The sequence below is a fragment of the Kitasatospora sp. NPDC096147 genome, assembly GCF_044763225.1.
In the GTDB taxonomy this organism is placed as follows: domain Bacteria; phylum Actinomycetota; class Actinomycetes; order Streptomycetales; family Streptomycetaceae; genus Kitasatospora.
In genome coordinates this window covers 231959-244575 of sequence record NZ_JBIWFX010000002.1, presented here as the reverse complement: position 1 = coordinate 244575, position 12617 = coordinate 231959, and the positions used below count along the sequence as shown (strand labels likewise).

At 71.6% G+C, this 12617-nt stretch carries 11 protein-coding genes and 1 tRNA gene; 8 read left to right on the top strand and 4 right to left on the bottom strand.

Translation table 11 applies throughout. The features are described from left to right. The first annotated feature begins 74 nt into the window (after positions 1–74). The 8 genes from traA (at position 75) to ACIRBX_RS06530 (ending at position 7416) form a co-directional block, all read left to right on the top strand. On the top strand, positions 75–587 hold the full coding sequence (gene traA, locus ACIRBX_RS06565; protein ID WP_402294093.1) for a plasmid transfer protein TraA: 513 nt from the start codon (positions 75–77) through the stop codon (positions 585–587). Between the two features lie 20 nt (positions 588–607). Beyond that, positions 608–2671 (top strand): plasmid transfer protein TraB, encoded by a 2064-nt coding sequence (gene traB, locus ACIRBX_RS06560; protein WP_402294092.1) that lies wholly within the window; start codon positions 608–610, stop codon positions 2669–2671. 138 nt (positions 2672–2809) lie between these two features. Beyond that, a complete protein-coding gene (locus ACIRBX_RS06555) occupies positions 2810–3001 on the top strand; it encodes a hypothetical protein (RefSeq protein ID WP_402294091.1) in 192 nt (63 codons plus the stop codon). Between the two features lie 11 nt (positions 3002–3012). Beyond that, positions 3013–3162, top strand: coding sequence for a hypothetical protein (locus ACIRBX_RS06550; RefSeq protein ID WP_402294090.1), 150 nt, complete (start codon positions 3013–3015; stop codon positions 3160–3162). 105 nt (positions 3163–3267) lie between these two features. Continuing rightward, positions 3268–4116 carry a bifunctional DNA primase/polymerase gene (locus ACIRBX_RS06545; RefSeq protein WP_402294089.1) on the top strand — a complete coding sequence of 283 codons (849 nt, stop codon included), beginning with the start codon at positions 3268–3270 and terminating at the stop codon, positions 4114–4116. A gap of 2 nt (positions 4117–4118) precedes the next feature. Continuing rightward, positions 4119–5594, top strand: a complete 1476-nt coding sequence (locus ACIRBX_RS06540) for an ATP-binding protein (RefSeq protein ID WP_402294088.1) — start codon at positions 4119–4121, stop codon at positions 5592–5594. Between the two features lie 440 nt (positions 5595–6034). Next, positions 6035–6226, top strand: coding sequence for a helix-turn-helix domain-containing protein (locus ACIRBX_RS06535; protein WP_402294087.1), 192 nt, complete (start codon positions 6035–6037; stop codon positions 6224–6226). Next, positions 6223–7416 (top strand): tyrosine-type recombinase/integrase, encoded by a 1194-nt coding sequence (locus ACIRBX_RS06530; protein ID WP_402294086.1) that lies wholly within the window; start codon positions 6223–6225, stop codon positions 7414–7416. The genes ACIRBX_RS06535 and ACIRBX_RS06530 overlap by 4 nt, the downstream gene beginning before the upstream one ends. Before the next feature lie 64 nt (positions 7417–7480). Here ACIRBX_RS06530 and ACIRBX_RS06525 read toward each other — a convergent pair. From ACIRBX_RS06525 to gyrA, 4 genes are all read right to left on the bottom strand, one after another. Continuing rightward, positions 7481–7554, bottom strand: a tRNA-Ile gene (locus ACIRBX_RS06525). Between the two features lie 16 nt (positions 7555–7570). Beyond that, positions 7571–8932, bottom strand: a complete 1362-nt coding sequence (locus ACIRBX_RS06520) for a class I SAM-dependent methyltransferase (RefSeq protein ID WP_402294085.1) — start codon at positions 8930–8932, stop codon at positions 7571–7573. Between the two features lie 191 nt (positions 8933–9123). After that, a complete protein-coding gene (locus tag ACIRBX_RS06515; protein WP_402294084.1) occupies positions 9124–9843 on the bottom strand; it encodes a DUF3566 domain-containing protein in 720 nt (239 codons plus the stop codon). A gap of 138 nt (positions 9844–9981) precedes the next feature. Further along, the gene (gene gyrA, locus ACIRBX_RS06510) at positions 9982–12567 is read right to left on the bottom strand and encodes a DNA gyrase subunit A (RefSeq protein WP_402294083.1); all 2586 of its coding nucleotides are present in this window, start codon (positions 12565–12567) and stop codon (positions 9982–9984) included. Positions 12568–12617: the final 50 nt, after the last annotated feature.

The window sequence follows — 12617 nt, the reverse complement described above, 5'->3', positions numbered from 1 at the left end:
ACCCCCCGACGTCCGGGGGCTGGGCGGGGGCGGGGAGCCGGGACAGTCCCGGCCCCGCTTGGGGAGGCACCGCGATGACCACCAGCACCCCGCCGGCCAGCGGCGCGAGCAACACCAGCAACCAGCGCAACAGCTTCGGCGGCGGAGCCACCTTCGCCCCCGGCATCAACATCAACGTCAGCAAGAGCGGCGGCGGCACGAAGTACGGCGCCGCCGCCAACCCCGGCACCGGGGCGGCCCGGGGCGGCCCGCTCGCCCTGCCGGAGCCCGCGTTCTACTCCACCGCCGACATCCGCGAGTACTGCGAGGCCCTGCGCGCCTTCACCGCGTACGCCGCGATCGAGGTCGAGGTCGGCGCGGAGATCCTCAAGGCCGCGCTGGAGCAGGCCCCCAACGCCCCCGGCGCGGCGCCGTTCGATGCCAAGCTCCGTGCCCGCCGCGTGGCCAAGAAGGTGTCCAAGGCCGCCGACGCGCTGGCTGATGCGGCGAAGCTCGCCGCCGCCACCTACGCGGCGTTCCAGCGGGAGTACGCCGACGTCCTCACCCCCCGTCAGGCCCCGAAGGCCCGGCGCCCGTTCCAGTTCTGACCTCAGAGGGAGGCACCGGCATGGCCGGCAGGAAGACCACCAGCACCGACATCGAGGCCCGTCACAGCGAGAGCCTGGAAGGCTCCAGCAGCGCCAAGGGCGTCGCCGGATGGGTCGCGCACCGGGCCAAGCCCTACACCCCGCCGTGGCTGCTGGCGGGCGCCACGGGCGTGGCGGGGTCGCTCGCCTACCTGCCCGCGCACGACTCCGCCGGCTACGGCGTGGGCCTCACCCTCGGCTCCGTCGCCCTGACCGGCGCCACGTGGTGGGCGGCGAAGTCCACCGGTGCCCAGCGCCGCATCCACTCCGCCGTCACCGTGGCGGCCGGCACGTCGTGGTTCACCGGTGTCGCGCTGGCCGGCTGGTCGAGCTTCACCTTCGGCGCGTTCTGGCTGGGCGGGTCGGTGCTGGCCCTGTCCTGGAACTTTCGGCAGGTGATGCGCCGCAACCCCGACCACGCCCCGGCCGCCGCCGACTCGGACGGCTCGCTGCTGGACAAGGTGAAGCTCGCCGGAGCCCAGATCCGGGGCGTCGTCGTGGAGCCCAACCGCGTCACCGCCCAACTCACCCTCCCCGCAGGTGAGTTGACCAACGACGACGTCACGCGCTCGCTGGGCAACATCGCCAGCGCGCTGGACGTCGCCCCGACCGCCGTGCGCTACCTGCCCGACCCGGGCTCCGCCCGGCGCGGGGAGCTGGTGATCGTGCCGCAGGACATGCTGTCCGAGGTGGTCGAGTGGACGATGCCCACCGCCGTGGGCGCGTCCATCGCCGATCCGCTGGTGATCGGCCGCTACGACGACGGCACCCCGCTCCGGCTCTGGTTGCCGGGCGATCCGGCGGCCGGCCGCAACGGCACGCACCTGCTGGTGTGCGGGATGACCGGCTCCGGTAAGGGCGACGGCGCGCTGAACGTGCTCGCGGAGATCGTCAGCCGCCGGGACGTGATCGTGTGGCTGTCCGACCCGAAGTCGTTTCAGGACTTCCGGCCGCTGCTGCCCGCGATCGACTGGGCCGTCGAAGGTGGCGCCCCGACCGAGACGATGGTCACCGCCGTGCAGGCCGCCATCCCGGCCCGCACGAAGTGGCTGGGTGAGCACGGCTACCGGCAGTGGGTGCCGGACGCCGCGCTGCAGCAGACCGAGCCGGGTCACTCCTGCCGCACCGACGGCCGGCCGTGCGGCTGCCCTGGCCTGCCCTACCTCGTCTCCTGGTTCGAGGAGGCAGCCGCCACGATCCGGTTCATGGGCGACGACGGGTTCACCGAGGTCGCCCAGCTCGCCCGCGCCGCCGGGATCGCGCTGGTGATCAGCCTTCAGCGGCCCAGCCACGACCAGCTGAGCACCAGCACCCGCGCCTCGCTGCCCTCGGCGCTGGTGTTCGGCCTGGACGCCCGCGACGAGAGCATGGCCCTGCCGGCCACGGTGCTGGACGCCGGCGCCCACCCCGGCGCCTGGGCCAACCGCCGCCCCGGCTACTGCTACCTGGTCACCCCTGGCGTCGAGGAGGCCCGGCACAGCTCGCCCGGCCGGACATTCCGGTTCACCGGTGCCGCCGCCCGGGTGATGGAGCAGCTCGCCGCCTGGTCCCAGCGCAACGGTGCTCGCGTGGACCCGGTCACCGCCGGGGCCGCCGTCGCTGCGGTCGGCAACGCCTACACCAACCGCAACTCCGGCAGCCCGTCCGCCGGTTCGGGCGAGGAGAGCGTCTACGTGACCGGCGACCAGCACGACGAGGACGACGACGAGGCGACCGGCCGGGTGGACCCGGAGGATGCCGGGATCGATCCGCAGGCCGAACTTCCCCCGGTCCCGGCCGCGTTGGCCGGGATGACGTTCGGTCAGCCCGCGCCGGAGTTCGCCCCGGAGGAGGCGCGGGCCGCGATGGACGCCATCGTGGACGGTTTCGAGCGCGACGGCGTGATGGTGATCGGCCCCAAGGACGTCATGGACCAGGCCGCCCGCTTCGGCCGCTCCCGCCCGTGGGTCAGCGGGGAGTTCCGCCGCATGATCGAGGACGGCCGTCTGGCCCCGTCCGCGCAGAAGGGCCGCTACCGGATCGTCCCCGCCATGGCCGGCGTCTGACACCGCTGACACCTGACACCCCCTGACACCCATTCCCCTAGGCAAACGGGGGTGTCAGGGGGTGTCTGACACCCCCTGACACCCCCTCTGACACCCCGGCTGACACCTCGCCCTGACACCCGGAAGGACGGCCCACCCGTGGCCCTCACCGTCTCCACCCTCGCCCTGTTCCTGATCTTGACCGCGATCCTCCTGCGGACCAAGCGCCTCACTGTGATGACCGCGTTGCCGGTGTTCCTGCTCGGCTTCTCCACCGCCAGCACCGGCGCCGCCGGGCCCATCCGCGACGCGGTTGCCGGCATCGCCCAGATGGTCACCAACCTCACCTGACGGGAACCCGCATGGACTACTGCGACGAGTGCGCCGACTACTGCCCCGGACACGAGACGTGCGAGGAGTGCGGCAGCGACCTGTGCACCGAGTGCCAGGGCTGCGACTGCCCCGGCTGGGAGTGCCCCGGCTACGCCACCCACCAGCTCGGCGACTTCTGACCGACCGGCGCGACACCGACCGCGAGGAATGAGAACGGCGGCCCCCTTCCGGCAAGAACCGGGGCCGCCGCCAATCCAGAACCGAAGAGAACTGGAGACACCAGCATGACCCATCAGACCCCGATCCGGGGAGAGCACCTCACCACCGCGCTCACCCTCGCGGCCGGCGGTACCCCGGTGCTGCCGCTGCGGGCCGGGAAGCTCCCGGCCGGAAACTGCCCCGCCTGCCTGTACAGCGCGTGCGGCGGCCGGCCGAACATGAAGACCCCCGGCCCCTGCACCTGCCCGCACCCCTGCCACGGGTGGGCCGCCGCCACCGCCGACCCCGACGTCCTCAACTCCCGCGAGTGGGCTGCCGCGTGGCGGGGCGCCGCTGGGGTGGCCTACCACCCGGGCGGCGCCGGCCTGACCGTGTTGGACCTGGACAACGCCGACGCCATCACCTGGGCCCGCGAGACGCTGCCGGCCACCCGGACCGTGCCCACCACCCGAGGCGAGCACTGGATCTACCAGGGCACCATGCCGTCCGCCAACGCGGTGCGGGCCGGTGTGGACATCAAGTCGGCCATGTCCTACGCCCGTTGGATCGGCCCCGGCACCGGCACCCCGACCGAGCTGCCGGACGTCGTCCGGGCCCTGGTGGTGCGCGAGCCCGAACTGGCCCGGCCGGTGACCGTGACGGTGCCGGCCGGGGGCGGGGCGTGCCCGCACCGCAGCCCCAGGTTCCTGGAGCGCGGCATCGCCATGGCCGAGCAGCGCATCAGCTCGGCCGCCGCCGGGGTGCACGCCACCGTGTTCGCCGCGTTCCTGGCGGTCCTCTCCACCCATGGCCGGTGCGGCTGCCTCACCACCGTGCACACGGCCCGGCTGTTCGCCGCCGCGCAGGCTAAGGGCGAGTCCCCGCGGCACTGCTCGGACGCGTGGGCCAACGCCCTCAACAGGCTGGGGATGTAGCCGTGGCCGAGGAGGAGAAGACCCCGGCGCGGGAGGTCATCGCCGAGTACGCGCAGTCCCACTTCCGGTACTTCCGCACCGCCGACGGCACCGTCTACGCCCAGAAGATCGGCCACCCCGTTGCCCGGCCGATCCGCTCGCAGGGCACCACCGGCAGCCACCGCCAGGAGTTGATGGTGGGCCTGTACCGCGACGGCTTGGGTGTCTTCAACGGGTCGTCGCTCAAGGAGGCGTTGGACTTGATCGAAGCGCTCGCCCTGTCGGAGGACGTGCAGGCTGTCCACATCCGGGTGGCCCCCGGGTTCGACGGCGCCACGTGGCTGGACCTGGGCCGCACCGACGGCCTGTCGGTGCGCATCCACCCCACCGGGTGGGACCTGACGGTGCCGGACCCGCGTGAGGTGTGCTGGCGGCGCACCCAGCTCACCGGCGAGCTGCCGGTGCCGGTGAAGGACACGGACGGCAAGGGGATCGACCTGCTGATGCGGCTGTGCAACTTCGCCAACGCCACCACCGAGAGCCTGGCGATCGCGTGGCTGATCGGCTGCCTGGGGCCGTCTGTCCCCGTCCCGGCGCCGTTTCTGACCGGACCGCAGGGCGCGGGCAAGTCCACCGGCGGGCGGATGCTGGTGCGGATCGTGGAGGGCATGAGCGGGGACCTGCGCCGGGCCCCGAAGGACGAAGAGAACTTGATCGCCGCCGTCGCGGCCGGGTGGGTCACCGCCCTGGACAACCTCTCCCACATGACCCCGGATCTCTCCGATGCGATGTGCTGCATCGTCACCGGCGCCGAGTCGGTGAAGCGGGCCCTGTTCACAGACGGGGACGTGGTGCGGGCCAGCTATCGCCGGCCGCTGCTGCTGACCGGGATCGACGTCGGCGTGATCCGCCCTGACCTGGCGGAGCGCCTGCTGCCGCTGCGGCTGGAGCGGCCGAAGGTGCGCAGGACCGAAGCGGAGCTGTGGGCCGAGTACGCCGAGGTGCTGCCCGTCGTGCTCGGCTCCCTGCTGGACCTCACGGTGAAGGTGCGGGCGGCCGTGGCGGAGACCCCGACCGACCTGCGGATGGCGGACTTCGCGCACCTGTGCGCGCAGCTCGACAAGGCCACCGGCTGGGGCTCCTTGCCGGCCTACCGGGCCAGCCTGGACGACCTCAACGACGACGTGATCGAAGGCGACCTGCTCGCGCAGACCGTCCTTCGGCACGCCGACACGATCGCCCCGGGTGACGCGCAGCGGATGACGTCCACGCAGTGGCTGCACCTGCTCGGCAAGCTGTACACGGGGGAGGAGTTCAAGCCGCTGCCGAAGGGGTGGCCGACCACCGGCAAGGTGTTGTCCGACCGGCTCAAGCGCTTGCAGCCCACCCTGGCCGCCCGGGGGTTGCTGATCGACTCCGGCCGCACCCGCGACGGCCGGTATCTGGAGATGGCCCGCCCCGTCCCGGTCTCGCCGTCGGAGCAACCGCCGCTGCTCTGACCTGGGGTCACCGCAACAGCAAGAGGAGCACCGGGCTCGCCCGCCCCGCGTGCTCCTCTTGCTGTTCGGCGGAGCCGGCCGGGGGTCGTGCCGCGCAGCGGCTCCGCTCTTCGCCCTGACGGTTCGCCGAACTACCGCAGCCCTTCCCTCTTTCCTAAGTAGGAACCGCTGCGTCACGCACGTCACGGCCACCAGTAAACGGCCCCTGACCTGCGCAGAAAGGCGTGACGCAGACGGAAAGCCCTGCGTCATCCCGCGTCACCCGCGTCACGGTGGCTGCGTCACCGTGCCGCACCCGCGTGACGCACCCCCAATGCCCCCCGGGCGGCGCGTCACGCCAGAACCGCAGGTCAGACCCACTTTGTGACGGTCGTGCCGCTGTGACGCAGAAATCTCCGCCTAGGACACCACGCGCCCCGCACCACGGAAGGAAACCGAGCATGACCACCGCCACGCCCGTAGCCCTCACCGTGCAGGAGGTCATGGCCGCGCTTCGGCTCGGCCGGAGCACGGTGTTCGACCTGCTCCGCTCGGGTGCCCTGCCGAGCTTCACCATCGGCCGCGCCCGCCGGATCGACCCGGACGACCTGGCAACTTACATCCGCACCCAGCCCAGGAGCACCCCTCAGTGACTAAGCGAAACCCCAACGGCGCCGGCAGCATCTCGCGGCGGAAGGACGGCACGTACGAGGCCCGGGTGTACGTCACCACGACCGACGGCGAACGAAAGCGCATCTCCCGGTACGGGAAGACCCACGCCGAGGCAGCCGAGAAGCTGGCCAAGGCCAAGGAGCTGGAGGACAAGGGCGTACCGACGCCCGCGAAGACGTGGAAGACGGGCCAGTGGTTGGACTACTGGTTGGAGCACATCGTCAAGCCGAACCGGGGCTTTGGCACCTACGACAAGCACGAGACGATGGTGCGGCTCTACCTCAAGCCGGGGCTAGGCAAGCCCGCCTTGACCCGGCTCGGAGTGCAGGGTGTGCGCGCTTTCTTCAGCAAGCTGGAGCGGGACAAGGTCGGGGGCGCGACCCGGCAGGAGGTGATGAAGACCCTGCGGGCCGCACTGGCACAGGCGATGAAGGATGAGCTGCTGCTGCGGAACGTCGCCAAGCTGGTGGACATGCCGAAGGCGGACAGCAAGGAGGTCATCCCCTGGACTGCGCAGGAGGCACTGGCGTTCCTGCGCTCGGCCCGCCCGCACCGCCTGTATGCCGCGTTCGTCTTCGCCCTGACGCTCGGTTTCCGCCGGGGTGAGCTTCTGGGCCTGCGGTGGATCGACGTTGACCTGTCTACGGGGACGATCCACCCCCGGAAGCAGGTGCGCCGGCGAACGGGCGTGGGGCTGGTGCACGTGGATCTCAAGACGAAGGCGTCGGAGGGTGCTGTGCCGTTGCCCCGGTTCTGCCTGGATGCCTTGGGGGAGCGGAAGGTGCTCCAGCAGAGGGAGAAGGTCAAGGCCGGTATCGACTGGACGGAGCTGGATCTGATCTTCTCCACCGAGACCGGCGGCATGGTGGACCCTGACGGGTTCTCAGACACGTTCGAGCGGCGGGTGCTGCGGTCGGGCGTCCGGCGGGTTCCGCTGAAGGACACCCGGCACACCACTGGCAGTCTGCTCGCCCATCTTGGGGTGCATCCGAGTGACGCTCAGAAGATCCTCCGGCACGCCCGCATTCAGACCACCCTGGAGGTCTACACCCATGTGACGACTGCCACACAGCGGGCCGCTGCCGCAAAGCTGGGCAACGCGCTCCGGGAGGGGATCAGCTCGGCGCCTGTTCTTCCGTCACATCGCGGCACCCAGAGGCCGTTGGCGTAAACCGTTGGCGTAACGGCAAACAGAACGGCACCGATTGGAATCCAATCGGTGCCGTTCTTGCAGGTGGGCCTAACAGGACTTGAACCTGTGGCCTCTTCCTTATCAGGGAAGCGCTCTAACCGTCTGAGCTATAGGCCCTTGCCGCACTCAAAGATTAGCGGACCGTCGGCCGATCTCCCAAATCCGGGTCGACGGGGTGCAGCTCAGGGGCCCCGGCGAGCCACTGCGCGCGGGTGGCGGGCAGGTGGCTGGCGCCCTCCGCCGTGGTGCGGACGGCGAGCACCTGGTTGATGCCGATCCGGTTCTGTTCGAAGGCCAGGGCCGAGGCGGCCATGTACAGCCGCCAGACCCGGGCCCGGCCCCGGCCGGCCAGCCGGACCGCCTGCGGCCAGTGCGCCTCCAGGTTGCTCACCCACTCGCGCAGGGTCAGGGCGTAGTGCTCGCGCAGCGACTCGACGTCCCGGACCTCGAAGCCGGCGTCCTCCAGTGCGGAGACGGTGGCACCGACCGGCGAGAGCTCGCCGTCCGGGAAGACGTAGCGCTGGATGAACGGGCTGGGCCGGTACGCCTCGCCGGGCCGGTCGGGGCGGCGGGCGATCTGGTGGTTCAACAGACGGCCGCCGGGGGCCAGGAGTTCGAGCAGGCCCTCGGCGTAGACCCGGTACTGGACGGCGCCGACGTGCTCGGCCATGCCGACGCTGGAGACGGCGTCGAAGGGCCCGTCCGGGATCTCCCGGTAGTCCTGCAGCCGCACCTCCACCCGGCCGCCCAGACCGGCCTCCAGCACCCGCTGGCGGGCCAGCGCGACCTGCTCGGCGGAGATGGAGACGCCGACCGCCCGGACGCCGTAGTGCTGGGCCGCGTGCAGCAGCAGCGAGCCCCAGCCGCAGCCGACGTCCAGCAGCCGCATCCCGGGCCGCAGGCCGAGCTTCCGGCAGATCAGGTCGAGCTTGGCGGCCTGGGCCGCCTCCAGGCTCTTGGCCTCCGGCTCCCAGTAGGCGCAGGAGTAGACCATGCTCGGGCCGAGCACCAGGCGGTAGAAGTCGTTGCCCACGTCGTAGTGGTGGCTGATGGCGGCCCGGTCGCGGCTCCGGCTGTGCAGCCGGCCGCCGCCCAGGCGGGCCTCCTCGGCCGGGGGAGCGGGCTGCGGGGCGAGCACCCCGGCCCGCAGCAGTCGGCCCAGCAGCCGGCGGCCGGCCGGGCCCAGGGCGTCCCCGGGGCCGAGCGAGAGGGCGGCGATCTCGGGGCGCTCGGCGAAGCGGGCGGCCAGCGAGAGGACCTCGTAGAGGTCCGCGTCGGAGCCGGTCTCCAGGTCGCCGGAGACGTAGGCCCGGGCGAGGCCCAGCTCGCCGGGCTGCCAGAGCAGGTGGCGCAGCGCCCGGCGGTTGCGCAGGACCAGCAGCGGGGCGTCGGCCGGGCCGGCCTCGCTGCCGTCCCAGAGCCTGACCCGGAGCGGGATCCGGGAGCCGAGGAGTTCCTCGACCGAGCCGAGCAGTTGTGTGGCGAGCTGAGCCATGGCACGCACCTCCGACCGACGGGCAGGACCCTGGTGAGTCTGCCCCGCCCCGGCGCCAAGCCAACACAGCCCGGCCCGGACTCCGTCAGGTGACGCGCCGTGTACGAGGCGACCGTCACCCGAACGGGCCGGACCGGGCTGCTGCGGGTGCGAACTGACGGATGGTCAGCGCACGGAGGAGGTGCGGACGGTCAGTCCTCCTCGGCCAGGGTCAGCTCGACCCCGCCGGTGAGGCCGGCCGCCGTGTTGTAGATGAAGGCCGAGAGGGTGGCCAGCGCGGTCATCAGGACCACGTCCACCACCGCGATCAGCGAGGTGAACATCATGACCTTGCCGAAGCCGATGTAGTCCATCAGGTTGATGCCGCCGGAGGTGTCCGACCCGGTGACGTCCTTCAGGGTGCCGCTGAGCGAGTCGAAGACGCCCAGGCCGTCGAGGGTCATCCAGAGCACCGCGGTGGCCACGATGATGATCACGCCGACCGCCAGCGACAGCAGGAAGGCGACCTTCATCACCGACCACGGGTCGGCCTTGGTGATCCGCAGCCGGGCCTTGCGGGTCCGGCCGGCCGCCGCCGGGGCCTGGCCGGGGCGGCGCGCCGCCCCGCCGACCTTGGTGCCCCGGGCCGGGGTCTGGCCCTTGGCGTAGGTGGTCGGCTGCGAGAAGCCGCCGGCCCCCGGCGCGGGCTGGGCGGGCGGCGGGGGCACCGCCCCGGCCTGCGCGACCGAGTTGTACGAAGCGCCGCCGCCGACCGGCGGCATCAGCGAGGTCGAGGCCGAGGAGTGCCCGTCGGGCGCCCCCGGGACACCCGTCGGACGGGGTGGCAGCGCGCCGCCGGCCCCGCCGTAGGACGCACCGCCACCCGGCAGTCCGCCCCCGGCACCGCCCGCAGCACCCGTGGCTCCACTCACCCTGGTCCTCCCGCAACTCACCCGTCAGGACGGGTGTCCGCCCTGCTCGTCGTCCTTCTCCAGCGCCCGGCGGGATTGCCCGGAACTGGTCGGCGGCCGGTGCCCTCCTGACAGGGGAGGTCACCGGCCACCGGGGCGTCAGTCCTGTTCGGCCGGACCGTCCGCCGTGGTCTCCGCCTGGGCCGTTCCGTCGGGCTCGGTGCCCTCCTCGACGGCCTCCTCGTCGTCCGCCTCCGCGTTGCGGGCCATGCCCACCACCGCGTCGCGCTTTCCGAGGTTGATCAGTTGGACGCCCATCGTGTCACGTCCGGTTTCACGGACTTCGGAAACCCTGGTCCGGATGACGCCGCCCGAGAGGGTGATCGCCATGATCTCGTCGCTCTCCTCGACCACCAGGGCGCCGACCAGCGAGCCCCGGCCCTCGACGATCTTGGCCGCCTTGGTGCCGAAACCGCCGCGTCCCTGCACCCGGTACTCGTCCACCCCGGTGCGCTTGGCGTAGCCGCCGTCGGTCGCGGTGAAGACGAAGGTGCCGGGCCGGACCACGTTCATCGAGAGCAGCTCGTCGTCCTCGCGGAAGGCCATGCCCTTCACCCCCGAGGTGGCCCGGCTCATCGGCCGGAGCGCCTCGTCGGTGGCGGTGAAGCGGATCGACTGGGCCTTCTTGGAGACCAGCAGCAGGTCGTCCTCGGCGGAGACCAGCTCGGCGCCGATCAGCTCGTCGTCCTTGCCGTTCTCGTCCTGCCGCAGGTTGATCGCGATCAGGCCGCCGGAGCGGGGCGAGTCGTAGTCCTTGAGCGGGGTCTTCTTCACCAGGCCGCCCCGGGTGGCCAGCACCAGGTAGGGCTTGTCCTCGTAGGTGCGGACCGCCATCACCTGGGTGATGTGCTCCTCCGGCTGGAAGGCCAGCAGGTTGGCCACGTGCTGGCCGCGGGCGTCCCGGCCGGCGTCCGGCAGCTCGTAGCCCTTGGCCCGGTAGACCCGGCCCTTGTTGGTGAAGAACAGGATCCAGTTGTGCGTGGTGGTCACGAAGAAGTGGTCGACGATGTCGTCCTGCTTCAGCTGCGCGCCGCGCACGCCCTTGCCGCCGCGCTTCTGCGAGCGGTAGAGGTCGGAGCGGGTGCGCTTGACGTAGCCGCCACGGGTGATGGTGACGACGATGTCCTCCTCCGCGATCAGGTCCTCGACGGACATGTCGCCGTCGAAGGGGATCAGGGTGGAGCGGCGCTCGTCGCCGTACTTCTCGACGATCGCGGTCAGCTCCTCGGAGATGATCTCCCGCTGGCGGACCGGCGAGGCCAGGATCGCGTTGTACTCGTTGATCTTGGCCTGCAGCTCGTCGTGCTCGCTGAGGATGCGGGCGCTCTCCAGGGCCGCCAGGCGGCGCAGCTGCATCTCCAGGATCGCGTTGGCCTGGAGCTCGTCGATGGTGAGCAGGTCCATCAGGCCGGTGCGGGCCGCGTCGGCGCTCTCCGAGGCCCGGATCAGCGCGATGACGGCGTCGATCTGGTCGAGTGCCTTGAGCAGCGCGCGCAGGATGTGGGCGCGCTCCTCGGCCTTGCGCAGCCGGAAGGTGGTCCGGCGGACGATGACCTCGACCTGGTGGTTGACCCAGTGCCGGATGAAGGCGTCCAGCGAGAGGGTGCGCGGCACCCCGTCGACCAGGGCCAGCATGTTGGCGCCGAAGTTGGTCTGCAGGTCGGTGTGCTTGTAGAGGTTGTTCAGCACCACCTTGGCGACCGCGTCGCGCTTGAGCACGACCACCAGGCGCTGGCCGGTCCGCGAGGAGGACTCGTCCCGGACGTCGGCGATGCCGGCCACCCGGCCGTCCTTCACCAGGTCGGCGATCTTCAGCGCCAGGTTGTCCGGGTTCACCTGGTACGGCAGCTCGGTGATCACCAGGCACTGCCGGCCCTGGATCTCCTCGACCTCCACCACCGCGCGCATGGTGATCGAGCCGCGCCCGGTGCGGTACGCGTCCTCGATGCCCCGGCGGCCGACGATCAGCGCGCCGGTCGGGAAGTCCGGGCCCTTGATCCGCTCGATCAGGGCGTCCAGCAGCTCCTCGTTGGAGGCCTCGGGGTTCTCCAGCGCCCAGAGCGCGCCGGAGGCCACCTCGCGGAGGTTGTGCGGCGGGATGTTGGTGGCCATGCCGACCGCGATGCCGGTGGCGCCGTTGATCAGCAGGTTGGGGATGCGGGCCGGCAGGACGGTGGGCTCCTGCGAGCGGCCGTCGTAGTTGGCGGCGAAGTCGACGGTCTCCTCGTCGATGTCGCGCATCATCTCCATGGCCAGCGGCATCATCTTGCACTCGGTGTAGCGCATGGCCGCCGCCGGGTCGTTGCCCGGCGAGCCGAAGTTGCCGTTGCCGTCCACCAGCGGCATCCGCAGCGACCAGGGCTGGGCCAGCCGGACCACGGTGTCGTAGATCGAGGTGTCGCCGTGCGGGTGGTAGTTGCCCATCACGTCGCCGACCACGCGGGCGCACTTGTAGTAGCCCTTCTCGGGCCGGTAGCCGCCGTCGTACATCGCGTACAGCACCCGGCGGTGCACCGGCTTGAGGCCGTCGCGCACCTCGGGCAGCGCGCGGCTCACGATCACGCTCATCGCGTAGTCGAGGTAGGAGCGCTGCATCTCGGTCTCGAGCTCGATCGGCTCGATCCGCAGCACGACGCCGTTGCTCTGCTGGGGCTCGTCGCCCTCGGGACGGTTGTCGTCGACCACTGGTCGTCAGGTTCCTTTCGCGTGTGACTGGTTCGTGGGACGGCGGGGCG